Below are 25,579 nucleotides of genomic sequence, written 5' to 3'. Positions count from 1 at the left end.
CATTCCTGGTCAGCTTATTCAAGATTCTTGCCAGTCCTGGTGCGCAGCCTGCGCGCGCGTGTGCACTTGCCGGGTCGCCCACATGTCCTGCTCATGCTGGCGACGGCGGTCGGCCTCTCGCTCCTGTTCTGCAATGCGGCGCTCCAGGAGCTTTTCCAGGGACATCACCGCCCGGTGGCGGAGCAGCCACTCCTGGCGTGCCTGCTCCGCCTGGGCACCCGCGGCCTGCGCGCGAAGATCCTGCTGTTCCAGGGCATGCCGCAACTGATCCCGCATCCCGGAAAGCCACTTGAGCTGATTTGTGTCGTCGGGCAGTGGCGCGCGGAGATACTCGAGCTGATAGCCCTCCAGCTGAGTCCGCTGGGTCTCGACAGCGTCCAGTTGTTGCAGTCGCGCCCCCAGTTGGCGCGTGGCTTCACTTTCCTCGATGCGTCGCAGACGCAAAAGACGTTCCAGCCGCCGAGAATCCATTTCAGGCGCCCCCGATCAAGGCCAGGAGTTCGTCGCGGGCCTGATCAAACCCGACCGCCTCGTCGCGGCCCTGTCCAAGATAGGCCTCCAGCCGCTCGTGCATCGCCACCGCTTCGTCCAGATGGGTATCCGCCCCCCTGCGGTAGGCGCCCACGGCAATCAGGTCGCGGTTGCGCATGTAGGTCGAGGCAAGATCCCGGAAGCGCCGGGCCGCCTGCTCGTGCTCCGGCGTGATCAGCGCGCTCATCACTCGCGAGACCGACGCCGACACGTCGATCGCGGGATAGCGCCCGGTCTCGGCGATCTCGCGCGACAGGACCACGTGCCCATCGAGGATCGCACGCGCCGCATCCACGATCGGGTCGTTCTGGTCATCCCCCTCGGCCAGCACCGTATAGAACGCCGTGATCGAACCACCGCCCACATCCCCGTTACCGGCCCGCTCCACCAATTGCGGCAGACGCGCGAACACCGAGGCGGCATAGCCCTTCGAGGCCGGTGGCTCGCCAATCGCCATCGCGATTTCGCGCGCCCCCTGAGCAAAGCGCGTGAGCGAATCCATCAACAGCAGCACATTGAGCCCACGGTCGCGGAAGGATTCCGCGACCGTAGTGGCCACCCAGGCGCCGTGCTGGCGAAGCAGTGGCGACTGATCGGCAGGCACTGCCACGACCACGGTTCTCTGGCGGGACTCCTCGTCCAGAATCTCGTGGATGAATTCATTCACTTCGCGACCACGCTCGCCGATCAAACCAACCACGATCACATCGGCACTGGTATTGCGCGTCATCATCCCGAGCAGGACACTCTTCCCGACACCGGAGCCGGCGAACAGGCCCAGCCGCTGCCCCCGCCCGACCGACAGCAGCCCGTTGATCGAGCGTATCCCGACATCCAGCGGTTCCCGCACCGGCGCCCGCTGTAACGGGTTGATCGGGCGGCCCGACAGCGGACTGTGGTCACGCGCGCGCAAGGGCCCCTTGCCATCCAGCGGCTGGCCATTGGCATCGATCACGCGCCCGAGCAGCGCGTCCCCGACCGGGATCTCGCGTTGGGTATCGAGTGGTTCAATGCGCGCGCCGGGCGTCAGCCCCGAAGCCAGCTCCTCCGGCATCAGAAAGGTGCGATCGTTCTGGAACCCGACCACCTCGGCCGGAACGGCCGCGCCGTTTTCACCGTGGATCAGCGCCCGGCCCCCCATCGGCAGGCGCAGCCCTTCGGCCTCGAAGGTCAGGCCGGTCAGCCGCGACAGGCGGCCTTCGGACTGTGGCGGATGAACGCGTTCCAGGCGGCCACGCGACTGTTGCAGACGATCCAGCAGCCCCGAGGTCAACTGCTCCTGCCCACGCTTGCGCAGGGTGTCGAGACGCGAACTCACGAATCATCCTCCGACGCCGCGCCATCCTCGAAGGACATCGAATCGGCCGGGTTATCCAGCTCGCCCCAGACTGCGTCGACCGCTTGCTGCAGGCGCCGTTCCAGCGAGGCATCCACCGATGCCGCGCCTGCCTCCACACGGCAGCCTCCCCGAGCAAGGTTCGTATCAGCGACCCAGTGCACCCGCGCATCCAGTGACTGGGCGTACTCTTCCAGCAGGGATCGGTCATCCGGATGCACATGCACCCGCACTTCCTGATGCCGCCCCGGCAGTTGTGCAAGGGTCTGATGCAAGACCTGTTCGATGCGCTCGGGGCGGGTCTCCAGCTCGGCGCCCAGCACCTTGCGGGCCAGAGCGACCGTCAGCGCCAGAAGTTCCGGCTCCAGCTGGTCGGCGGCTTCGGCCAACGGGTCGGTCAGACCGCCTGCCAGTGATTCCAGTTTGGCAACCGTCTCGCGCAGCTGCTTGTCCGCCTTTGCCCGAGCGGCCTTCTCGGCCTCCTGTCTGCCGACCTCGTGGCCTTCGGCATATCCCGCCTCGAACCCGTTCTGTCGCGCTTGCTCCTCGATCGCCTCGATCTCGGCGGCAGTTGGCAGCCTTCGCGCCGGACGCAGCCCTTCATCGCCAATCTCCGGCGGTTCCCAAACCGACGCGTCGGGGTCATGGACCCGCGCCTGGGCGCCGGGACGGGAGGTCACAACATCGCCTCGCTACCCTGTCCGCCGAGCACGATCTCGCCATTCTCGGCCAGACGGCGGGCCACCGCCAGGATCTCCTTCTGAGCGGCCTCGACCTCACTGACGCGGACCGGGCCCTTGGCCTCCAGGTCCTCACGCAGCATCTCGGCCGCACGCTTGGACATATTGCGGAAAATCTTGTCCTGGAGCTCATCTTCGGCGCCCTTCATCGCCAGCACCAGCGAATCTGTCGAGATCTCCCGTAGCAGGGTCTGGATGCCGCGATCGTCGATATCCACCAGGTTCTCGAAGACGAACATCTCTTCTTCGATACGCCCGCCAAGATCCGAATCGGACTCCTTGATGGATTCCATGATCTCGGCCTCGCGCGAGCCTTCCATCAGGTTCATGATGTTGGCCGCTGTGCGCACCCCGCCCAGCATAGAGGTCTTGCTGGCGGCATTCCCCGACAGCTGCCGATCCAGGATTTCATCCAGCTCCTGCAGCGCCTGAGGCTGGATGCCGTCCAGCGTCGCGATCCGCATCACGATGTCCGTCTGCACGCGGGTAGGCAGGTATTGCAGCGTGTCCGATGCCTGATCGGAATCCAGGTGCGACAGCACAATCGCGACGATCTGAGGGTGTTCGTTGCGCAGCATGTCGGCGATCGCGCGCGGGTCCAGCCACTTAAGGGCATCGATGCCCTTGGAATTGCGCCCCAGCAGGATCCGGTCGATAACGCCCGAGGCCTTCTCCCCAAGGGCATTCTCCAGCACGCTGCGCACGTACTCATCGGCGCCCACGCCAAGCGCCGTTTGTTCCTGCACATGCGTGGAAAAATCGTGCAGCGCGGAGTCCACATCCGCGCGCGAGATGCGGTCCATCGAGGCCATCGCAGTGCCGATCTTCTGCACCTCTTTGGGCCCCATATGGCGCATGACCTCGGCGGCGGCTTCCTCGCCGAGACTCATCATGAACACCGCGGCGCGTTCCGCGCCATCGAGCTTTTTGGGTTGCTTGTCAACGGCCATCGTCACCCAACCAGGTCTTCATTACCTGTGCCACGCGCTTCGGATCCTCGCGCACCATCTCGCGTACCGCCTCGAGATCCATCTCCTGCTGATCCGGCCCCTTGGGACCCGTCAGTGCGGCCACGGCCGACTGCGACCCCGCCGGCGCACCGGCACTATCGTCGTCCGACTCGTCCGTCAACGCCCTTTGCTGGTCGGCCCGCCGATCACGCGGCGGGCTCGCCATCAGCTGCTTGAGCGCCGGGCGCACCACCGTCAGCAGCAGGATCAGTGCCAGCAACAGGCCTGCGCCGATCTTGACCATCTCGAGGAACCACGACTGAGACCAGAACGGCACCTCGTCTTCGATCATCTCCTCCGCCGGGGCCTCAAAGGGCGCCGTCACGACGTTCAGCGTATCGCCTCGGGCCTCCGAGAATCCAACCGCTTCCCGCACCAGCGCTTCGATCCGTTCCAGCTCCTCCGCATCGCGCGCCACGCTCTCGGTGGCGCCGTCCTCGCCCACCTGCTCACGGAAGTCCACCACCACCGCGGTGGACACCCGCCGGATCCCGCCCGGCGCCTCGCGGATATGGTTGATGCGTCGATCGACCTCGTAGTTACGCGTAATGTTGGCGCTGCGGCTCGTCGGCAACGGGGCCGGGGCCACCTGGCCTTCCGGGTCTTCTACCGCCCCGCCCTCTGGCGGCTGATTCGTCAGGGCCCCGGGGACACCGGCGGGACCGCCGTCCATCCCGGTGCGCTCGTCTTCGCGCGTCTGCTCCGAGCGCAAGGCAATGGTTTCCGGATCGTAGAGCTCCTCCGTGCGTTCCACCTGCGAGAAATCGATATCGGCATTGACCTGGACGCGCACCTTGTCCGAGCCGACGATCGGCGCCAGCAGATCGTGGATGCGCTCTGCGTAGCGTTGCTCGACCTCGCGCGAGAAGGACAGGCGATCACTGCTCGCCATGCCACCGCGGTCGGCCCCGTCCTGCGTCAACAGACGGCCACGCTGATCGACCACCGTCACCCGCTCCGCCTCGAGCTCCGAGGTGCTGGAGGCCACCAGATGCACGATCGCGGCCACCTGCGAATCGGAAAGCGATCGACTTCCACGCAGATGAACGACCACCGAGGCACTGGCAGGCCGGCGATCGCGTACGAACACCGACTGCTCGGCCTGCGCAATATGCACGCGCGCCCGCTCGACCGCGTCCAGGGACGCAACGGTGCGCGCCAGCTCCCCCTCCATCGCACGATGAAAACGCGCCCCCTCGACCATACGGCTGGTACCCAGCCCAGTGTCTTCCTGCAGCAGCTCGAAGCCCACATCGCCCGAGCGCGGCAGGCCTTCCGATGCCAGCTGAAGACGCGCCTCGGCTACATCGCCCTGGGGTACCTTCACCTGTCCGGTCGTGGCATCCACCTGGTACGAAATTCCGGCCTGGGAGAGCGCCTGCACCACTTCTGCCGCTTCCTCGCTCTCCATGCGCGGAAACAGGGGCACATAGGTGGGCCGAAAGGCCCAGTACAGTACCGCCACGATCACCACGATCGCGCCGGCGAGCATCCCAAGAAGCGCAAGCTGGCGCCCCGCCGGCATGCCATTGAACTCGCGGATACCGCCCGTGATTACGGTCGGCAGGGATTGTGCGTTCTCGGCCATGAGTACTTATTCTCCGTGGGGTCCGCGCATCAGACCTGCATCCGCATGATTTCCTGATACGCATTCAGGAGCCGGTTGCGCACCTGGTTCGTGGCCTCGAACGCGATGCTCGACTTGTTCATCGCCACCATGACCTGGGGCAGGCTGACGTTCTCGTCGCCCAACTCGAAGCGAGTCTGCAGATCGGTCGCACTCTGCTGAACATCATTCACCCCGCGCAGCGAGTCGCGCAATACGTTCTGGAACTCCGCCCCGCCGACCTTGCCCGGCTGCTGTGCGGGATTGGTCCCCTCCACGCCCGAGCCCTGGGTCAGTTGGCGCATCTGGGCCAGCACGTTCTGTATCTGCATCTCGCTCATGATCCGATTCCCCTATTCACCATCCACGCCCACGGGCGCGTGTCTTTCCCTTCGCGCCAATGCCCGTGTGGCCGGTCGGCGTCGAAATAGCACGAAGCAAAGGCCATGCCAGTCAGCCCACTAGTGATTCGACGAAGGAACCGCGAAGCCCGATTTCCGCAACCGGGCAATCTTGTAACGCAATGTTCTGGGGCTGATTCCCAGACGTTCCGCCGCCTCCTTGCGCCGTCCGCCCGACTCGCGCAGGACATTGAGAATCACCCGACTCTCCTGTGTCTGCAGGGTCTGTTCCAGCATGGGCGTCGAGTTCTCGTCGACCGAGTCGCGGTCAGCGGGGGCTGAAGCGTCCGATGCCCGACACTCGTGCGTGCCCCAGGGCATCAGCATGTCCAGGTCCAGCCAGATGGCCTCGACACCGATGACGGGTCCGCGCGCCGCATCGTGCAGGGTCACCGCGCGTTCCATCACGTTGGCCAGCTCGCGCACATTGCCCGGCCAGTCGTGTTCGACCAGCCGCTTCCGGGCAGAGGCATCGAGATCCGTCAGGGCATTACCGCTCAATCGGCGCAGCAGGGCGCGCGCCAGCGGCACGATATCCTCCGGACGCTCGCGCAAGGGCGGGATCCAGACTGGAAAAACATTCAGGCGGTAGTAGAGGTCGTCGCGCAGCACCCCTTCCGCCAGTGCCTCGCGCAGGTCGCGGTTCGACGTCGCGATCACCCGCACGTCCACGCGGCGGGCCTGCCGGCCTCCCAGTGGCTCCACCTCGCGTTCCTGCAGTACCCGCAGCAGCTTGGCCTGCAGGTTCACCGGGATCTCCGTGACCTCGTCGAGCAGCAGCGTCCCGCCATGGGCCTGGGCGAATTTACCGGGCCGCGCCTCCAGCGCCCCGGTAAACGCCCCCTTCGCATGCCCGAACAACAGGGCCTCCAGCATGGTCTCCGGAAGCGCCGCGCAGTTGACCGCCTCGAACGGGCCGTTCGCACGTGGTGAGCGGGCATGCACCTGGCGGGCCAGAACCTCCTTGCCAACGCCTGATTCGCCGGTGACGAATACCGTCGCGGGGCTCGCCGCAATCCGCGAGACAAAGGCGTCCAGCAACTGCATCGAGGCGCTTTGCGCCACCATCCGCGGCACCACGATGCTGGGCGATGGCTTGGCCACCGAACGCAGCCAGTCAGCCATGGCCTCGGCCATGTCAGGCAGGGCGAAATGCGCAGCCAATCCTTCGCGCAAGGCCCCGATCTCTTCGTCCCGCGTGGCCTCTTGCCCGACTGCCGCGACCGGTATCCGCGCACCCAGCTCGGCCCAGTTGCCCGGTGCGCCACTACGGGCCACAAGCACCGCACAAGGGCGATGCGTCTCCAGTGCGACCGGTAGCGCCTCGCCCCGACAGGATTCCAGCCGCACACGCGGGATCGTCGCCAATACACGGACCACCGCCTCGCGCAGCGCGGGTTCCGCATCGACTAGGAGAATGGTCGCTCTGGACATAAACCGGTTCCTCGAAAGTTCAGGAGGCAACCAGCAAGAAGCAAGCCAGAAAAAATCAAATGAAGTAATACAGGGACTTCAGGAGGGATTCAGATGCCTGTCGTCAAATCCTCGTCGGACGTATCGATCTCGACGCGGCCCCCACCTGACGGCTTCCCGACGATGTGGGAGCAAGGGGCAGTAACCTCAGGCCTTGCCCAATCCGAACTTGCGCATACGCTCGACCAGGGTGGTGCGGCGCATGCCGAGCCGGCGCGCCGCACGCGCGACGACCTGCCCGGTTTCGTTCAGCGCCGTAACGATCATTTCGCGCTCCAGGTCATTCAGATAGCCCCGCAGGTCTACGCCTTCCGGGGGCAACCCCTCGCGGGCCAGGCCCAATGCCCCATTCGGCGCGCTGCCGGCCTGCCCATTCGCATCGCTCTGCGGTGGCATGGTCAGGTCTTCGATCCCCTCCGGACGGACCCGTGGGGGAAGCTGCCCGAGGTCCACTGGCAGATCCGGATACATAATGGCCAACTGCTCGAGCAGGTTCGCCAGTTCACGGATGTTGCCCTTCCACGGCAGCTGGCTCAGGTGAGCCATCACAGCCGGGGTCAAATGGGCCGGCGTCATGCCCTGCTCTCGCAACCGGTCCTCCAGCGCCGCCACCAGCGAGGGGATGTCGCTCGCGCGCTCGCGCAGAGGCGGTAGTTCGATCGGGAATACGTTGAGCCGGAAAAACAGATCCTGACGGAAACTGCCCTCGGTCACCGCGTCATCCAGATTGCGGTGCGTAGCGGCGATGATCCGTGCATTGGTGGAGATGGACTTGTTCGAACCGACACGTTCGAACACCCGCTCCTGCAGAACACGCAGCAGCTTGACCTGCATCGGCAACGGCATGTCCCCGATCTCGTCGAGGAACAGCGTCCCGTCACCGGCCAGTTCGAAGCGGCCGGTACGCGCGGTAAAGGCGCCCGTAAAGGCCCCCTTCTCGTGCCCGAACAGCTCGCTTTCGAGCAGATCCGCCGGGATCGCACCGCAGTTGACGGCGACGAAGGGCTTGTCCGCACGATCGGACGCCGCGTGGATCGCCCGCGCAATGACCTCTTTGCCGGACCCGGTCTCGCCCAGAATCAGCGCCGTGGCATCGGTACGGGCCACCTGTGCGACCAGGCGCTTGACCGCGAGCATCGTCGGATGCACACCCACCAGGCCCGGCATGTCGTCGTGACCGGGCTCGCGGCCGTACCGCAGCCACTGCAGGACCTGGCTGACCTGGGCAATCGACAACGGGTGCTCGACCACGCAACCCGAGTTCGGGGCGCTGATTTTCTCGCCATCGGTGGGCTGCACGACCACGGTCGTCTGACCGTTTAGCCCATCGAACAGGCGCTGGTCCAGCTCCGCGGCCGGGCCGCACCACCATACCGCGGCGGCATCGGAACCCTGGTCGATCAGGGCTTCGGCGGATTCATGGGATTCGGTCTCACAACCAAGACAGGACAGAATCGCCTGCGTGTCGCGGGCAGCGCCTGGTTCACCGGTGAGAGCAATCCGTAGTTCCTGGCTGCGTCCATTCAGATCCGTCATACCGGCCACCGCTCGTAGACTGAGTTGACTCATGCAGGGTCCGAAGCCGACCCATACAAAGGTGTGATGAGCGTCTCAGTATCCGGCTAGTTGTGATCGGCGTCAACTTTCTGTCGTTTGTCGGCAATCTCGCGCCGATGCAGCCGAAAAATCCAGCGTCCAAGGGCCTCTCTGAGGGTGTCTTCCATGCCAGCCCACCGCATCAGCTGTACGTCTCCGGTGGTTGTCGGACTCTCGACACCCAGTACGCAAGGCTGCGGCAGCAGCCGGCTGAGGTAGATCTCCAGCCGATCACAGTCCTCGGGTACGGTGCCCGCCGGCAATACAATCCCGTGGCGTGACAACGTGGCCTCCACGGGTGCTGGACGGGCCGGGTGCAGCGATTCGGCCACCAGATGCAGCAGCAGGTCGAGCTTGTGTTCCAGGCGCTGGATCTCGGGTGCGCTCTCGTCCTCGTGCGGGATCGAGCGCGGGTGAGTGTCGTCGAACAGATCCAGGCTTTCGATCAGACGCTGTGCGAGCCCCGGATCCGTCAAGGCGCGCTCGGATGGGCCGACCGCCAGTGCACTGCTCACTCGCAGATCATCCCCCAGGTACTCGCTCCATTCGCTCGCCGTCATCGGACCTCCTGGTTACCGGCGGGGTGCGTTCCCGCCACTTGCGCGGCTTGTACAGACGCTTATAGACGATCAGCCCACAAACACACGCGCATTGCGGAACAACCGCATCCAGGGGCCATCTTCGCCCCAGTCCTGCGGGTGCCAGCTGTGCTGCACGGTGCGGAACACCCGTTCCGGGTGCGGCATCATGATCGTGGCACGGCCATCCTGCGAAGTGAAACCGGTGGCGCCGCCCGGGGAGCCGTTGGGATTCGCCGGGTAGAGGGTGGCCGGTGTGTCGTCGGCCTCAACGTAGCGCAGCGCCGCCTGATCGTGTACCGGGACTTCGTCCCGGTACTGCACGCGGCCCTCCCCGTGCGAGACCACGACGGGCAGCAGAGACCCGCCCATACCGTCCAGCAGGACCGAGGGTCCCGGCTCCACCCGAACGAGTGACAACCGGGCCTCGAACTGCTCCGAGCGATTGCGCACAAAGCGCGGCCAGTGATCCGCCCCGGGGATCAGCGGGGCCAGATGAGACAACATCTGGCAGCCATTACAAACCCCGAGCGTAAAGCTGTCGGTGCGGTCGAAAAAGGCCTGAAACTGATCGCGCAGCGCCGCATGGTTCAGGATGGTCTGGGCCCAGCCGCCCCCGGCCCCGAGCACGTCCCCGTAGGAAAAGCCGCCGCAGACGGCGAGGCCCTGCATCTCGTCCAGTGCTCGTCGACCCGAGAGTAGGTCCGTCATGTGGACATCCACCGGCTGAAAGCCCGCGCGCTCGAACGCCGCCGCCATCTCCAGCTGGCCGTTCACCCCCTGCTCGCGCAGAATCGCCACGCGCGGCCGCTCACCGGTCGCGATCATGGGCGCGGCGATATCCTCGGCCGGGTCGAAACCAAGGCGTGCTGTCAGGCCGCCATCTTCGTCTACGCGAGAGAATTCCTCGTCGGCGCATTCCGGATCGTCGCGCAGCCGCTGCATCGCGGCCGAGGTGGCCTGCCACACGCCCTGCAACTGCGCCCGCGTCGTCTCCAGCAAATCCTTCGGTCCCTGGCGTACGAGGACGCGGTCATCCACGCGCACGGTCGCAACGCGGTGCAGGTGCGCGCCCAGGCCCACGGCGTTCAGCCCGTCACGTAGCGCCGCCTCGGCCCCCGGGGCCAGCTGCACGACTGCGCCCAGCTCCTCGTTGAACAGCCACTCCTGAGCGCGGTGGTCGTCGGGCACCGTGACCTCCAGCCCGCAACGACCGGCGAAGGCCATCTCCGCAAGTGTCGTGAACAGGCCGCCATCGGAGCGATCGTGGTAGGCGGCCAGCAAATCCTTGCGGCGTAGCCCCGTGATCACATCAAAGAAACCACGCAGGCGCGCCACATCGACCAGATCCGGTGCCTCGCGCCCGATATGCCCCCAGGCCTGGGCCAGCGCCGAACCGCCCATGCGGGTGTTCCCCTCGCCCAGATCAATGAGCCACAGGGTCGAATCCGCGCTTGGATTCAGCTCGGGCGTCACGCTGCGCCGGACATCGGCGACCGGGGCAAAGCCCGAGACAATCAGCGAGACCGGGGAGTACATGTCGCGCGCCTCGCCATCGGCGGTCTCCCAGACCGTACGCATCGACAGCGAATCCTTGCCCACCGGAATGGAGATACCCAGCCCCGGGCAAACGTCCTCGGCCACCGCGCGCACCGTATCGAACAGGTTCGCGTCCTCCCCGGGCACGCCGGCGGCCGCCATCCAGTTGGCCGACAGCCGAATCATCTCGGTACTGTCGATATCCGCGGCGGCCATGTTGGTCACGACCTCGCCGATCGCCATACGCCCCGAGGCCGGGCCGGAGAGCACCGCCAGCGGCGTGCGCTCACCCATCGCCATTGCCTCGCCGGTATAGCCCTCGAAGTCGGTCAGCGTCACGGCGCAATCGGCGACCGGCACCTGCCACGGGCCGACCATCTGATCGCGCGCGACCAGCCCGCCCACGCTGCGATCACCGATCGTGATCAGGAAGTGCTTGGCCGCCACCGCCGGCACCTGCAGCACGCGACGCACCGCCTCATCCAGCGGGCAAGCCCCCGCGTCAAAGTCAGTGGCCGGCGGTGCCGTACGACGGTCCTCGCGCGTCATGCGCGGCGTCTTGCCGAGCAGCATGCCCATCGGCATGTCCACGGGCGGCTCGTGGAACAGCCGGTCCTCGACCTTCAGGTGCCCTTCCTCGGTCGCACGCCCCACCACCGCGAACGGTGCCCGCTCGCGCTCGGCCAGCATGCGGAAGGTCGCCAGGCGCGCGTCGTCCACGGCCAGCACGTAGCGTTCCTGCGCCTCGTTGCACCACAGCTCCATTGGCGACAGGCCCGGCTCGGCGGTCGGGACCTCCCGCAGCTCGATCACGCCGCCCCGACCGGCATCGTCGAGGATTTCGGGAATCGCATTGGACAGGCCGCCCGCACCCACGTCATGGATCGACCGGATCGGATTCTGCGTCCCCAGCGCGGTGCAGCGGTCGATCACCTCCTGGCAACGCCGCTCCATCTCCGGGTTGCCACGCTGCACCGAGGCGAAATCGAGCTGCTCCGCACTGGCGCCACTCGCCATCGACGAGGCCGCCCCGCCGCCCAGGCCGATCAGCATCGCGGGGCCACCCAGCACCACGATCGGCGTACCCGGGGGCACGTCCTGCTTGTGCACGTGTTCGCCCCGGATCGATCCCAGCCCGCCGGCCAGCATGATCGGCTTGTGGTAGCCGTACAGCGCCCCGCTGCCATCCGAGCGCGGCAGGGCCATCTCGAAGGTGCGGAAGTATCCGGCCAGCGCGGGGCGGCCGAACTCGTTGTTGAATGCAGCGGCGCCGATCGGGCCATCCAGCATGATCTGGCGCGCGCTCTCGATGCGCTGCGGCCGGCCGAAATCATGCTCCCACGGCTGTGGCAGCTCCGGGATCTGTAGATTGGACACGGTAAAGCCGGTCAACCCTGCCTTGGGCTTCGAGCCCTGGCCGGTGGCCCCCTCGTCGCGGATCTCGCCCCCCGAGCCCGTGGCAGCCCCCGGGAACGGCGAGATCGCGGTCGGGTGGTTGTGGGTTTCCACCTTCATCAGGATCGGCAGATCCAGTGATTCGCGCTGATACTCGCCGGTGACTGCGTCCGGCATCAGACGGATACCCGCATGCCCGGCGATCACCGAGGCATTGTCGCTGTAGGCCGACAGAACGCGTTCCGGGTGCTTCTGGTGGGTACTGCGGATCATCCCGAACAGCGTGCGGTCATCCGCCTCGCCATCCAGGATCCAGGCGGCATTGAAGATCTTGTGGCGGCAGTGTTCGGAGTTGGCCTGGGCGAACATCATCAGCTCGGCATCGGTGGGCGCACGCCCGAGCGCCGCATAGCCCTCCGCCAGATATTCGATCTCGTCCGGCGACAGCGCGAGCCCCAGATCGACATTGGCGGCTTCCAGCGCCCGGCGCGGGTCGTCGCCCAGCTCGACACGACCCAGCGAGCGCGGCGTCTCGGACTGGAACAGCCGCGCCGCCTCCGCCGGATCCTCGATCACGGTCTCGGTCATCCGATCGTGCAGGACATCGCCCAGCGCCTCGAGGGCCGCGCCTTTGGCCCCCTGCCCGCCAATCTGCCAGTGAATGCCGCGCTCGATCCGCCCGACAGCCTCCTCGAGACCGGCGTGGTGGGCGATCTCGGTGGCCTTGGACGACCACGGGCTGATCGTGCCAAAACGCGGAATCACCACCAGTTCGCGCTGAATCTCGAAGTCTGGCTCGCGCCAGGCTTCGCCCTCGCGCAGCAGGCGGTCCAGGATCGCGTCTTCTTCCGTCGTCAGGCGGCGTCGAGGTTCGATGAAGTAGACAAAACGCGCCGTCAGTGGGCCTGCGTCAGGGACACTCGCCCGCAGGCCGGCTTCCAGTGCCCGCAACCGAAATGGCGAGACGGCGATACCCCCTTCCACAAACCGCATTGCGCTTCCTCAATACCCGGAGATGACAAAGGCTGCGCATTGTACCGGACCCGGCGCCGGGCCGGGACCGCCGCTCGCCTGCTGGGTCACTCTCCGTGGACCGTCACAGTCAGCGTGCGGGTGTGCGCGGCGTAGCGGTGCTCCCACAGAAACAGGCCCTGCCAGGTACCCAGGATCAGCCGGCCGCGCCCGACCGGCACGGTCAGGTCGTTGTGGGTCAGCATGGCGCGAGCGTGGGCGGCCATGTCGTCGTCGCCTTCCATGTCGTGCCGGTATGCGGGATCGCCGTCCGGTGCCATGCGTGCGATCAGGGTTTCCAGGTCATGCCGCACATCAGGATCGGCGTTCTCGGTCACCAGCAACGAGGCGCTGGTGTGGTGCTGGAAGACGTGACAGGTGCCGGTCGTGATGCCGCTGGCGCGAACGATCTCCTCGATCTGACGCGTGATGTTGAGGGTCCCGCGCCCCTCGGTTCGTACGCGGAGGGTTTCCTGATGAATGGCCATGCCTTGCTCCCCAACAAAAAAGCGCCCGAAGGCGCTTGATTGGACTGGCTAATGTGGTGGAGGCGGCGGGAATCGAACCCGCGTCCGCAGGCCCTCCGCCTTCGGCTCTACATGCTTATCCCGTCTTTGAGTTTAACCAGACGCTACCCGACAGGCAGGGACAACGGCTGGCGATCCCGGTTGAGTTTTAATGGATCCACGCCGGGCGCGCTTCACCACGAGCTTGTGAGAGTCGACGCCCGATACTGGACGCACAAGCACGGCTCCAGTCGGACGGCATCTACCGGTTTTTAAGCGGCGAGTGCGTAGTTGTCGTCGTTGGCAACTATTTTTTTGCAGTGATTTTTACGAGGCTCACCACATCCTCGGCATGCACCTAAGGTTTCGCGACCCGCGTCGAATCCAAGTCGCCCCCTTGTAGTACACAGACAGTCTAGCGCGCCCGGGGTTCCGCGGCCAGTTGAACATGCACCGTCACCTCCTCCCGGTCGTGATACAGCTGCCGGGCCTTGATGTCATGGGCAAGCCCCGCCGCATCCAGCCGCTCACCCAGATGCGCCAGGCAGTCCCGCACGGTTTGCCAGCGTTTCTTCATCGGTAGTTTCAGGTTGAACACCGCCTCGCGGCACCACTGCCGTTCCAGCCAGTCCCCCATGCGTGCGGCGACACGCGCCGGCTTGTCCACGATGTCGCAGACCAGCCAGGTCACGGGGTTGGGTGGCTCCCAGACAAAGGCATCCTCGCGGTGATGTTCCACCTGGGTCGTCGCCATCAGGCGCTCGTCCATCGGACCGTTATCCACTGCATGCACGTGCATCCCGCGCCGCACCAGCTGCCAGGTCCAGCCGCCCGGAGCGGCCCCCAGGTCCACAGCCTGCATGCCCTCGGCCAGTCGTTCCGGCCATTGCTCCGCCGGGATAAATGTGTGCCAGGCCTCCTCCAGCTTCAGCGCGGACCGACTGGGCGCGTCGGACGCCGCCCGCAGGCGCGGCTTGCCCTCCAGCCACTCACTGCGTTCTCCCGGCCGGGAGAATGCAATCTGTACCCGGTCACCCGCGGACCAGAACAGATGCGCCCGCAAGCCCGCCGCATCCTCCACCAGCAGGCCGCGTTTGCGCAGCACGGCCTGCAAGGGTCGATCCAGCGCGCGCGCCAGCCGGACCAGCGACTGGCCCTCGTTGGTGTCCGGACATTCGTGCCACACCGAGTCGAAACCGATCCCCGTCAACTGAAGCTGGTCCAGGATTGGGGTGACCCGATCGTCCCGACTCAGGCGTTCCAGTGGGTGCAGCGCTAACAGGCGCTGGCGGGCAAAAATCAATTCATCCAGCGGCAGTGCCGCGGCCAGCCCCACCAGATCGCCATCCGCCGGGACAAAGCGTACAAAACCGGTATCGGGCTTCGCACGCGGATAGGCGGCCATGCCCTTCTCCGCTGCCCGCTCCGTCAACTCGGCAATCAGGTCGGGCTCGAAGCCCGGGCGGCAGTAAAACAGCAGTTCGGACGCCGTCGCCTCGATCGCCTCCATGTCCCCTCCATGAAAAAAAGCCGCCGCACCCGAGAGGGGTGAGGCGGCTTTGAGGGTACCCGGACCGAACATCCGGGTCACCAATCCACGGTCGGGATCAGACCTCCAGGCCCGGATCGCCTTCGACGTTCTTCAGCTTCGGCAGATAGGGCTTGCTGACCTCGACCGTACCCTTCTCGCGCAGGTAGTCCGCGACCAGTTCCCAGACCGGCTCGGAATCCAGCGGCTCGTGCACGTTCGCCCAGCCGGCCACGACATAGTTCTTGTCCATGTCGATCGGCTCGCCGTTGATCTCCAGGTCGCTGATACGCGAACCCATCGACTCGTGCGGATCAATCGTGTACTTGATCCCGCCGGTACGGACCATGTCGCCACCGCGGTGGTGATACGGGTTGGCGTTGAAGATCGAGTTGGCGACGTCTTCCAGCGTGTTCTTCAGCTGTTCGCCGGTCATCTCGTTACGCTGGACCTCGGAGTACGTGGTCACGGTCTGGCTCATCACCTCCTCGAAGGTGATCGGCTGACCCGGCAGCACGCTGACACCCCAGCGGAAGCCCGGGGACAGCGCGACCTCGGCATCCAGCTTCTCGCGCAGCGCATCCAGGATGACTTCGTCGAAGGTGCCGTTGAAGTTGCCTCGGCGGTACAGCACACCGTCGGTCACCGCGAGCTCTTCGCTCAGCTTGTCCTGGTAGGGCTCGTGAACCTTCTTCACGTGCTCTTCCATCTCCGGATCGGCATCCAGCAGGTTGGAGAACACCGGCAGCATGTGGAACTTGTAGTCGCGCACGCCGCTCTCGCCGACATCCAGGTCCAGCAGGCCAAGGAACTTGCCGTTCGAACCGGCGTTGGTCACCAGCGTGATGTCGCCACCGGCGTTTTCGATCTCGACCGCACCCGGGATCGGGTCGTGGGTATGACCACCCATGATCACGTCCACGCCTTCCAGGTTACGGGCCATTTCCATGTCCGTGACCATGCCGTTGTGCGACAGGATCGCGACCACCTTCGCGCCCTTTTCGCGGCACTCGTTGATCATGCGCTGCATGTTTTCGTCGCGGATACCGAAGCTCCAGTCCGGGAACATGTAGCTCGGGTTGGCCACCGAGGTGTACGGGAAGGCCTGACCAATCACCGCCACCGGCACGCCGTTCATCTCGCGAATGGTGTAGGGCTCGAACACCGGGTCGCCCCAGTCGCGGTCCTCGATGTTTTGCGCCAGAAAGTCGATGCCGTTCGGCTTGAAGTCGTTCTCGACGATCTCCATCACGCGGTCGTCACCGAAGGTGAACTCCCAGTGGCCCACCATAATGTCGATGCCCAGCAGCTTCTGCGCGTCGACCATGTCCTGACCGTCGTCCCACAGGGACACCGCAGAACCGTGCCAGGTGTCGCCGCCGTCCAGCAGCAGCGCGTCCGGCCGGTCGGCGCGCAGCTTCTTGACCAGCGTGGACAGGTGCGCAAACCCACCCATGCGGCCGTATTTTTCCGCCGCGTCGGCGTAATCCAGGTGCGTGACCGCGTGCGCCATCGGCGTACCGGGCTTGATATCGAACCACTCGAGCAGCTCATTGCCCACCAGCACCGGCGGCTTGCCCTTCATGTCGCCCACGCCAATGTTCACGTTCGGCTCGCGGAAGTAGATCGGCTTCAGCTGCGCGTGGCAGTCGGTGTAGTGCAGGAACGAGACATTGCCGAACTTCGGGATGTCGTACATCTCGCTGCTCAGGGGCTTCCACGACCCCTTCTCGCCGGCCCAGGCATTCATCGAGAAGCCGGCGGCGCTCGCCACGGCCATGGCTTGCAGAAATTCTCTCCGAGTCAGATTCATTGACTGGCTCCTATTGGTGGTTTGAATTGGATAAATCGCAATTTCTAGCTGGACCTGTTCCGGTCCTCTTCCCGGTTATTCCCGACGTGCTGAGGCCAATTTTGTTCCATCGGCCTGGTCGTTATCGGGTGCGCAGCCTACCGGAGTTAGTGCGAGTTCGCGCGGGATCGAATGAAATTCGAACCCGTTCCAATCCGATCTGCGCCGACAAAAAAATGCTCCGGGAGCCTGCCAGAGCCACAACGCAGGTCACAAAAAAGGCCTGTCACCCTGGGGGTAACAGGCCAAGACGCGACATACACCGCCGGAGGAATCGATACGGGGGCACGGCGCCAACAGCGCTGATCCTTGTGCCTTCGCCGATCGACCCATGCCCGGCAGCTACAGTCTATGAACCTCAAACCCGGCGGGGATTGATTCAGATCAACTATCCCGCGGGGTTCGGGGTCACGCCCGCTTATCGTGATCCACGCGGCCTAGGCCGCGTACTTGCCCTCCGCGGCCAGACCATTGTCGCGGGCGCGCTCGTACACGGTCTTCTGCGCGCTCTCGAAATTCGCCTGCATGTTCTCGCCCCACAGCTTCATCGCGGCCTGCTGCATGCCACGGCCATAGGAAAACGAGAGCGGCCAGGGCGTGCCGCCAATGCGGTTCATCGCGTCCAGGTGCGCGGTCGCATCCTCGTCACTTTGCCCGCCGGACAGGAACACGATACCCGGCAGGATCGCGGGCACTGCGGATGCCAGGCAGCGCAGCGTCGCATGGGCGACATCCTCCACGCCCACCTGCTCCGGGCAGTCCTTGCCGGGGATCACCATGCTGGCCTTCAGAATCGTGCCTTCCAGCAAGACGTGGTGCTCGTACAGCGCGTTGAACACCGCCCGCTGGGTCGCCTCGGTGACGCCATAGCAGGTCTCGATGTCGTGATCGCCGTCCATCAGCACCTCGGGCTCCACAATGGGCACCAGCCCCTGCTCCTGACAAAGCGCCGCATAGCGGGCCAGCGCATGGGCATTGGCCTCGATACAGGTGTCCGTTGGCATGGTCTCGCCGATCGTGATGACGGCGCGCCACTTGGCGAACTTCGCCCCCATCTTCGCGTATTCCTGCAAACGCTCGCGCAGCCCGTCCAGGCCCTCGGTAACCTTCTCGCCGGGGAAGCCCGCCAGGTCCTTGGCGCCGGTGTCCACCTTGATACCGGGCAGAATGCCCGCCTCGCGCATCACATCCGCGAATGGCTTGCCGTCGCGCGTGGACTGGCGCAGGGTTTCGTCGTACAGGATGGCGCCGGAGATGTATTCGTTCAGCTTCGGCGTGGTCAGCAGGAGCTCGCGGTAGGTCCGGCGATTCTCCTCGGTGTTCTCCACCCCCACGGCATTGAATCGCTTGCCGATCGTGCCGGTGGATTCGTCGATCGCGATGATGCCCTTTCCAGGGGCCACCATCGCCTCGGCGGTCTCGATCAATGTGTCGATTTTCATGCCTGCTCCTTGGGGTCGGTATGCCCGTATGGATTTCCGTTGGAGAGTAGTTCCCCACTCGGGGTTCTTCCATAGGGACTCCCAACGCCCGGGAGCAGTTCACAAACCGTCTCTGCCGCTAACGTGCCGGTGGCCTAGTTCAGCCACTCCTTGCGCACCACGAAGGTCTCCGCGATCAGGTCATGCAGCGCCTGGCGGCGGCGGGTAAAGGCCACCATCAGATAGCCGATCCCGAACAGCAGGCCCGAGAGAATCTCGGCTAGATAACGCCCCGTGGCCCGCATAAAGGTGATGCGCTCGCCGTGATAGTCGACCACGCGCAACCCCACCGCCATCTTCCCGACCGTTGCCTGGTAGCGCGAGCTGTGCATGCCGGCCCAGTACAGCCAGGCCACCAGGATATTGATCAGCATCCAGGCAATATCGGCCGCCATCAACTCGGGTTCCGGACCCTTGGGGGCCATCGTCTCCGGGCTGATCACCATCTGCGCCACGATCTGCGGCACCCCGATCACCACCATATCGATCAAGGTGGCCAGTACGCGCCGCCAGAAGCCCCCAAAGGCCGCGCGATCCTCCGGTGGGCCGCCCTGGGCGCGCGGCGATGCCCCCGCACCCGCCAGATCCGCGCCGCAGCCATTGCAGTAGCGCGCCTCGGGCGGGTTGTCCCGCCCGCATGCCTTACATTCCATGTAAACCCCTTTTCTTCCCTGACATTACAGCCCTACGGATGCACGACCGTGTTATGCCCGAACCGGATCTGCCAGCCGTGGTGATCGTCTCTTTCAAGCAGGAAGCTCATGCGCGTGTACAGCACGTCATCGCCACGATCCGGAAGCCCGGCCGGCATGGCCTCGATGTCCGAGACCCGCAGCACGGCCTCCGCGAATGCCAGGTCCTCGTTCAGCATTGCAATGTCCTGGACATCCACATCCAGCGAAGTCCCGGCGAAGGGTCCCTGAAACACCTCCGAATGCCGCTTGGCGTTGGTCTCGCGATCGTCAAAACGCATTCCGAACAGGTTGATCAGCCCCGCATCGTCCTGATAATCGCGCGCCCAGGCCTCGCCGTCACCCGCCTCCCAGGCGGCCTCTTTGGCCTCCAGGATGCGCTGGATCTCGCCCTCGTCGGCACCCGCTGTGGAGGCCAGAGCCACGAACGGCAAAACCGCGAGCGATAACATTTTCTTGGACATAAAACCTCCGGTGCACAACGTTGGACGAGCCCCCTGTTTACAGGAGTGGCTCCACCGGCGCCAGCCGCGTAATCCCGGACAGGAAGCGCCGCCAGATCCCTGCCTTTGGATCCGTGCGGTAGAGCGTGCCCTCGTCGTCCGTCCAGATCGGCCAGCCTTCGTCATCCAGCCGAACCTGATACGCCAGCTCCGGCCGGGTACTGTGCTCATACAGGTCCAGCAACTCCTGGACGATCGCCGGCTCGCGCAGGAACACGCCCAGCTCGGTGTTGGTGTAACGCGAGCGCGGGTCCAGATTGAACGAGCCGACGAACCCCTCCTCGCGATCAATGATCAGCGCCTTGGTATGCAGGCTCGCATGCGAGGAACCGACCCCCATCTCGCGATCCGCCGCTGCGCGCGGTGGCAGCGCCGTCGGGCGCAGTTCGTGCAGCTCCACTCCGGCCTGCAGCAACGCGGGACGTCGACGCGAGTAGCCGCTGTGGGTAAAGGCCACATCATTGGCCGCCAGGGAGTTCGTCAAGACACTCACGCGCACGCCCCGCTCGCGCATCCCGACCAACTGCGTCGTCCCGTCCCGCCCCGGCACAAAGTACGGCGAGATCATCAACAGCTCGAACTCCACCGCATCCAGCCGTCGTGCCACCGCCTCGGCCACACCCTCGCGGATGTGTTCGTGCCCCTTGGCCTTGCCGACGTCATCCACCACCAGCTTCGCCTGAGCCGTCCAGGTGTAGGCCCCGGCATCATCGATCGGCTGGGTCAGAGGCGCGCCATTCAGCGGCTCAAGCGTCAGCAGCGGATGCCCCTGGTGCTCGGCCAGCCAGGCGTCGAGGTTCTCCCGGTATCGTGCGAGCTTCTCCGGATCCTGCTCCACCCGGCGCATGCGCCGCAGATCGATCGCCGCGCGGCTGTTCCAGTACTCCACAAACGAATGGTCGACCTCCGTCGCCAGCGGGCCGACCATCACCAGATCCAGATCCGTAAAGTTGTAGTACGGGCTCACCTCGAAGTACTCGTCCCCGATATTGCGCCCGCCGATGATCGCCAGGTGCCCGTCCACCACCCAGGCCTTGTTGTGCATGCGGTGGTTCAGGTCGCTGCCACGAAAGACAAACTCCACCCCCGCACGCACCGCACCCCGGCGCGTACGGAACGGATTGAACACGCGAACCTCGATATTCGGATGCTGATTGACCGCCGCCAGCAGGTCATCACTGCCGCGCACATCCATGTCATCCAGCAACAGCGACACCGCCACGCCCCGGTCCGCCGCATCCAGCAGCTCCCCGAGCAGCGTGCGACCGGCCACGTCATCGCGCCAGATGTAGTACTGGATATGGATGCGTTCCTGCGCCTTGCGCGCACTCTGCACCCGCCACTGGAAGGCCTCCGCCCCGGTATCCAGCAGCCGGAACCCCGTCTGCCCTTCCTCGGCTGCTGGCAACGTATCCAGCCAGGTGGCCAGATCGCCCTGCACCGCCGGCGCCTGCGGGGCACGGTCCACCCGATCCGGTGCCGGCTGCATCGGCGTACAGGCCGCCAGAAGCGCCAGCAACAGCGCCGCCAGAACCAGCCGAAGCCACACGCGCGTATTCATCCGCAGATGTCCGGCACCCGCCCCCGACAAAGGACCCATACCGACAGCATGTACCGCCCGTGCGAACCTTTCCATGGCCCGTATCCCCAAACAAAAAAAGCGAGCCGGGATACCCTGGCTCGCTTTCTCAAAATACTGGTAGGCGCGATTGGACTCGAACCAACGACCCCCACCATGTCAAGGTGGTGCTCTAACCAGCTGAGCTACGCGCCTGTCGTCTTCGAGCCGCGTATTCTACCCGCTCCCCGCGCCCTGTCAAAGCCACTCGTAACGCATTGCCCGCCCAACGCGCTCACCACCCCCGACCGGGGCGAATAACGCCAGCGCCCGGCGCGGTAACGCCCCCTACATCGCCCCGGAGAGACACCACCCCCAGGGGGATACTTCAAGCCTCACCACAGTCTCATTCATCAGAAAACTCCTCACGGCTCGATGCACCGCACAACCCGCATTGATCCGACGCGCCCAAAGGGGGCTCGCCATGCACCCGAACCTGATTACGGTATTCGGCGGCACCGGTTTTCTCGGTAGCGCCACGGTGCACGAACTGCTTAACGCCGGGCACGCCGTGCGCATCGCCTCGCGCCACCCGACGCTACCCGCCACCCTGCAAGATCACCCCCGGCTGGAGCACTGCCGCGCCGACATCCGGGACGATGCCGAGGTCGCCCGTGCCGTGGAAGGCGCGTGGGGCGTCGTCAACGCCGTCAGCCTGTACGTGGAGCAACGCGACCTGCGCTTCACCACCATCCACGTCGAAGGCGCCGCCCGCCTCGCCCGCGAAGCCCAAAAGGCGAGTCTGGAGCGCGTCATCCAGATCTCCGGCATTGGCACCGACATCCGCTCGCCCTCGCCGTACATCCGCGCCAGAGCCGAAGGCGAAGCCGCCGTCCTCCGAGCATGCCCCAGCGCCATCATCGTGCGCCCCAGCGTGCTCTTCGGCCCGGGCGATGCCTTCGTGCGCAACCTCGCCAGCCTCGCCGCCCTGCCGGTAATCCCGCTGTTCGGTCGCGGCAACACCCGCCTGCAACCCGTACACGTCACCGACATCGCCCGCGCCAGCGCAAAACTGTGCGCCGACGAGCCGCCCACCCAACACACCTTCGAACTCGGCGGCGCGGACATCCTCACCTACCGCCAGATCGTGACCCTCGTCCTGACACAGCTGGGCCGCAAGCGCCCGATGCTGCCCATACCATTCACCGTCTGGCACGCCCTGGCCGCCGTGGCATCGCTACTCCCCAACCCACCCCTGACCCGCGATCAGCTCTACCTGATGCAGCAGGACAACATCGCCAACCCCACCCTCGGCTCCTTCCCCAACCTCGGCATCACACCCCACTCCTTCGAACAATCCCTGCCCGACTGCCTCCCACCCCACTAACCCCAACCGAACACATCAACCCCACCTCCCCACCTCCCCACCTCCCCCCGTAGGAGCCTGCTCGCAGGCGAAGCTCCTGCCCGTGGTCGGCTTTGACTGGGGCTTCGCCTGCAAGCAGGCTCCTACAATCTGTGCCCCACCCCACACCGTCATCCCGCCGCAGAGAAGAGCCCGGATGTGCCACCACAACCCGCACAGACAGGACAACCGCGATCGGAATCGGTAAGGTTTCCACAGAGCGAAAACGGACTTACGTCACATGAACGGACTCGCGGCCCGCCCGGCCCACGCCGAAGAATCCGGCCCCGCCCCCATTGCCGCGCCGGAGCAGGTCGAGGCCTTCCTCGACCGCTGGCGCGACACCGGCGGCTCCGAGCGCGCCAACTACCAGCTCTTCCTCACCGAGCTGTGCGCGCTGCTGGACCTGCCGCAGCCCGACCCGGCCAGCGACGACACCGCCGACAACGCCTACGTATTCGAACGCCGCGTCACCATCCGCAACCCGGACGGCAGCGAGAACCGCGGCTACATCGACCTCTACCGCCGCGGCTGCTTCGTGCTGGAGGCCAAGCAGACCGGCAAGGGACTGCACACCCAGGGCTGGGACAAGGCCATGCTCGCCGCGCAGAACCAGGCCGACCAGTACGTGCGCGCCCTGCCGGAAGACGAAGGCCGCCCGCCATTCATCGTCGTCACCGATGTCGGCCGCAGCCTCGAGCTCTACTCCGAGTTCTCCCGCTCCGGCGGCACCTACGTCCCGTACCCGGACCCGAGCCGCCACCGCATCCGCCTGGAAGACCTGCGCGACCCCGAGATCCAGCAGCGCCTGCACCACCTGTGGCTCGCGCCCGACCGGCTCGACGCCAGCAAGCACGCCGCCCGCGTCACCCGCGAGGTCAGCGCGCGCCTGGCCGAGCTCGCCAAATCCCTGGAACAGGGCGGCTACAACGTCGAGCGCGTCGCCCACTTCCTCAAGCGCTGCCTGTTCACCATGTTCAGCGAGGACGTCGAGCTCCTGCCCAAGGGCAGCTTCACCGCCCTGCTGGAACGCCTGCAGCAAAACCCCGAACACTTCCCCGACGCCATGCGCTCGCTATGGGAGACGATGAACACCGGCGGCTACGAAGGCCAGCTTATGCACAAGGTGCAGCGCTTCAACGGCGGCCTGTTCCAGAACATCGACCCCATCCCGCTCAACGCCGACCAGATCGGCCTCCTCATCCAGGCCGGCAAGGCCGACTGGCGCTTCGTCGAACCCGCCATCTTCGGCACCCTGCTGGAACGCGCGCTGGACCCGCGCGAACGCCACAAGCTCGGCGCCCACTACACCCCGCGCGCCTATGTGGAACGCCTGGTCATGCCCACGCTCATCGAGCCCCTGCGCGCCGAATGGAACACCGTGCAGGTCGCCGCCGAGGCCTGGCTGCAACAGAACAAGCCCGACAAGGCCCTGGACGAGCTGCACCGCTTCCACCACCGGCTGTGCGAAACGCGCGTGCTCGACCCCGCCTGCGGCTCCGGCAACTTCCTCTACGTCGCGCTGGAACACCTCAAGCGCCTCGAAGGCGAAGTGCTCAACCTCATCCGCGACCTGAGCGCCGGCCAGGCCACCTTCGACACCGAAGGCCTCACCGTCGACCCGCACCAGTTCCTCGGGCTGGAGATCAACCCGCGCGCCGCCGCCATCGCCGAAATCGTGCTGTGGATCGGCTACCTGCAATGGCACTACCGCCTGCACGGCCGCCTCAGCCTGCCCGAACCCATCCTGCGCGACTTCCACAACATCGAATGCCGCGACGCGCTGATCGACTTTGATGCCCGCGAACCCATGCGCGACGAGCACGGCGAACCCGTCACCATCTGGGATGGCATCACCTACAAGAAAAGCCCCGTCACCGGCGAACTCATCCCCGACGAGACCGGCCGCACCCCCGTCTACCACTACAGCAACCCCCGCCGCGCCGAATGGCCCGAAGCCGACTTTATCGTCGGCAACCCGCCGTTCATCGGCGCCTCCACCATGCGCCGCGCCCTGGGCGACGGCTACGTGGACGCCGTGCGCAAGGTCTTCAAGGGCATCGTCCCGGACTCCGCCGACTTCGTCATGTACTGGTGGCACATCGCCGCCGAGAAGGTGCGCAAGGGCGAGGCCCGGCGGTTCGGCTTCATCACCACCAACAGCCTGCGCCAGACCTTCAACCGCCGCGTGCTCGAACCGCATCTGAGCGACAGCAAGAAGCCCCTGTCGCTCGCCTTCGCCATTCCCGACCACCCCTGGGTGGACAGCGCCGACGGCGCCGCCGTGCGTATCGCCATGACTGTCGGCATACCCGGAGACCAGCCCGGCACCCTGCGGCATGTCGTCAACGAACGGGACGCCGGCGACGATGCTCGCACCGTGGAACTGAACCAACGCGCTGGCAAGTTATTTGCGGACCTGAGTTCTGGAGCGAACGTTTCCGGAGGCAAACCTCTGGATTCCAACCGAGACCTCAGTAATCGAGGCGTTTGCCTGTTCGGAAAAGGTTTCCTGATTAGCGACGAGAGTCAGCCAGGCTCACTGGGTGAGCCACCCCCGGGCGTACGTTGAGGCTACACAGTGAGCGGAGAGTGGCCTCATGGCGCAGAATCGGATTCAGTTTCAGCCGGGGATGTCGTTGCCGGCATTCATCGCCCAGTACGGCACCGAGGCCCAGTGCGAGGCGGCGCTGGAGCGGGCCCGATGGCCGGCCGGCTTCCGCTGCCCGCGTTGCGGGTGCCAAGCCCACTGCGTCCTGCACGGCAGCCCGCGCAAGAGGTTTCAGTGCAACGCCTGTCGGCATCAGGCCTCGCTGATCGCCGGCACCGTGATGCAGG

Annotated in this window: 19 protein-coding genes, 1 tRNA gene, 1 other RNA gene and 1 pseudogene; 3 read left to right on the top strand and 19 right to left on the bottom strand. The window is 65.6% G+C overall.

The annotated features are described in order from the left end of the window. Nucleotides 1–18: 18 nt before the first annotated feature. The 19 genes from F813_RS0109765 to F813_RS0109680 form a co-directional block, all read right to left on the bottom strand. Nucleotides 19–471 carry a flagellar export protein FliJ gene (locus F813_RS0109765; protein WP_012982561.1) on the bottom strand — a complete coding sequence of 151 codons (453 nt, stop codon included), beginning with the start codon at nucleotides 469–471 and terminating at the stop codon, nucleotides 19–21. Nucleotide 472: 1 nt separating this feature from the next. Then, nucleotides 473–1,849 (bottom strand): FliI/YscN family ATPase, encoded by a 1,377-nt coding sequence (locus tag F813_RS0109760; RefSeq protein ID WP_017926397.1) that lies wholly within the window; start codon nucleotides 1,847–1,849, stop codon nucleotides 473–475. Further along, entirely contained in the window at nucleotides 1,846–2,547 is a 702-nt protein-coding gene (locus tag F813_RS0109755) for a FliH/SctL family protein (protein ID WP_017926396.1), read from the bottom strand. Before F813_RS0109755 ends, F813_RS0109760 begins: the two co-directional genes overlap by 4 nt. After that, a complete protein-coding gene (gene fliG, locus F813_RS0109750; RefSeq protein WP_017926395.1) occupies nucleotides 2,544–3,557 on the bottom strand; it encodes a flagellar motor switch protein FliG in 1,014 nt (337 codons plus the stop codon). Before fliG ends, F813_RS0109755 begins: the two co-directional genes overlap by 4 nt. Continuing rightward, a complete protein-coding gene (gene fliF / locus F813_RS0109745; protein WP_017926394.1) occupies nucleotides 3,547–5,205 on the bottom strand; it encodes a flagellar basal-body MS-ring/collar protein FliF in 1,659 nt (552 codons plus the stop codon). The genes fliG and fliF overlap by 11 nt, the downstream gene beginning before the upstream one ends. 29 nt (nucleotides 5,206–5,234) lie before the next feature. Further along, nucleotides 5,235–5,564 (bottom strand): flagellar hook-basal body complex protein FliE, encoded by a 330-nt coding sequence (gene fliE, locus F813_RS0109740; protein WP_017926393.1) that lies wholly within the window; start codon nucleotides 5,562–5,564, stop codon nucleotides 5,235–5,237. A 120-nt stretch (nucleotides 5,565–5,684) separates the two neighbouring features. Continuing rightward, nucleotides 5,685–7,058 carry a sigma-54-dependent Fis family transcriptional regulator gene (locus F813_RS0109735; RefSeq protein WP_017926392.1) on the bottom strand — a complete coding sequence of 458 codons (1,374 nt, stop codon included), beginning with the start codon at nucleotides 7,056–7,058 and terminating at the stop codon, nucleotides 5,685–5,687. Nucleotides 7,059–7,244: 186 nt separating this feature from the next. Then, nucleotides 7,245–8,633: a sigma-54-dependent Fis family transcriptional regulator gene (locus F813_RS0109730; protein ID WP_017926391.1), complete on the bottom strand. Its 1,389-nt coding sequence runs from the start codon at nucleotides 8,631–8,633 to the stop codon at nucleotides 7,245–7,247. 86 nt (nucleotides 8,634–8,719) lie between these two features. After that, nucleotides 8,720–9,253: a PilZ domain-containing protein gene (locus F813_RS0109725; protein WP_017926390.1), complete on the bottom strand. Its 534-nt coding sequence runs from the start codon at nucleotides 9,251–9,253 to the stop codon at nucleotides 8,720–8,722. 69 nt (nucleotides 9,254–9,322) lie between these two features. Further along, the gene (gene purL, locus F813_RS0109720; protein ID WP_012982552.1) at nucleotides 9,323–13,198 is read right to left on the bottom strand and encodes a phosphoribosylformylglycinamidine synthase; all 3,876 of its coding nucleotides are present in this window, start codon (nucleotides 13,196–13,198) and stop codon (nucleotides 9,323–9,325) included. A gap of 86 nt (nucleotides 13,199–13,284) precedes the next feature. Next, entirely contained in the window at nucleotides 13,285–13,704 is a 420-nt protein-coding gene (locus tag F813_RS0109715) for a secondary thiamine-phosphate synthase enzyme YjbQ (protein ID WP_012982551.1), read from the bottom strand. A 54-nt stretch (nucleotides 13,705–13,758) separates the two neighbouring features. Continuing rightward, nucleotides 13,759–14,119, bottom strand: a transfer-messenger RNA (tmRNA) gene (gene ssrA / locus F813_RS14110). Between the two features lie 18 nt (nucleotides 14,120–14,137). Further along, nucleotides 14,138–15,232, bottom strand: coding sequence for a 23S rRNA (cytidine(2498)-2'-O)-methyltransferase RlmM (rlmM, locus tag F813_RS0109710; protein WP_017926389.1), 1,095 nt, complete (start codon nucleotides 15,230–15,232; stop codon nucleotides 14,138–14,140). Between the two features lie 97 nt (nucleotides 15,233–15,329). Next, nucleotides 15,330–17,063, bottom strand: a complete 1,734-nt coding sequence (gene soxB, locus F813_RS0109705; protein WP_026148239.1) for a thiosulfohydrolase SoxB — start codon at nucleotides 17,061–17,063, stop codon at nucleotides 15,330–15,332. Nucleotides 17,064–17,539: 476 nt separating this feature from the next. After that, complete coding sequence (locus F813_RS0109700; protein WP_017926387.1) at nucleotides 17,540–18,544, bottom strand: class I fructose-bisphosphate aldolase; 1,005 nt, start codon at nucleotides 18,542–18,544, stop codon at nucleotides 17,540–17,542. Nucleotides 18,545–18,678: 134 nt separating this feature from the next. Continuing rightward, nucleotides 18,679–19,236, bottom strand: coding sequence for an RDD family protein (locus tag F813_RS0109695; protein WP_012982547.1), 558 nt, complete (start codon nucleotides 19,234–19,236; stop codon nucleotides 18,679–18,681). Between the two features lie 32 nt (nucleotides 19,237–19,268). Further along, nucleotides 19,269–19,739, bottom strand: coding sequence for an SgcJ/EcaC family oxidoreductase (locus tag F813_RS0109690; RefSeq protein WP_017926386.1), 471 nt, complete (start codon nucleotides 19,737–19,739; stop codon nucleotides 19,269–19,271). A gap of 37 nt (nucleotides 19,740–19,776) precedes the next feature. Beyond that, nucleotides 19,777–21,339 (bottom strand): phospholipase D family protein, encoded by a 1,563-nt coding sequence (locus F813_RS0109685; RefSeq protein ID WP_017926385.1) that lies wholly within the window; start codon nucleotides 21,337–21,339, stop codon nucleotides 19,777–19,779. Between the two features lie 136 nt (nucleotides 21,340–21,475). Next, nucleotides 21,476–21,552: transfer RNA gene (locus F813_RS0109680), tRNA-Val, on the bottom strand. Between the two features lie 268 nt (nucleotides 21,553–21,820). Here F813_RS0109680 and F813_RS0109675 point away from each other — a divergent pair. The 3 genes and pseudogenes from F813_RS0109675 to F813_RS13645 form a co-directional block, all read left to right on the top strand. Next, nucleotides 21,821–22,723: a complex I NDUFA9 subunit family protein gene (locus F813_RS0109675; RefSeq protein ID WP_017926384.1), complete on the top strand. Its 903-nt coding sequence runs from the start codon at nucleotides 21,821–21,823 to the stop codon at nucleotides 22,721–22,723. Between the two features lie 259 nt (nucleotides 22,724–22,982). Next, nucleotides 22,983–25,298, top strand: a pseudogene (locus F813_RS13650) (DNA methyltransferase); the annotation flags it as partial. 43 nt (nucleotides 25,299–25,341) lie between these two features. Further along, on the top strand, nucleotides 25,342–25,579 hold a 238-nt coding region (locus F813_RS13645), incomplete at its 3' end, for a transposase (RefSeq protein ID WP_038060148.1).

This window comes from Thioalkalivibrio sp. HL-Eb18 (assembly GCF_000364985.1).
Lineage (GTDB): Bacteria > Pseudomonadota > Gammaproteobacteria > Ectothiorhodospirales > Ectothiorhodospiraceae > Thioalkalivibrio.
This window is presented reverse-complemented; position numbering and strand designations above follow the sequence as displayed.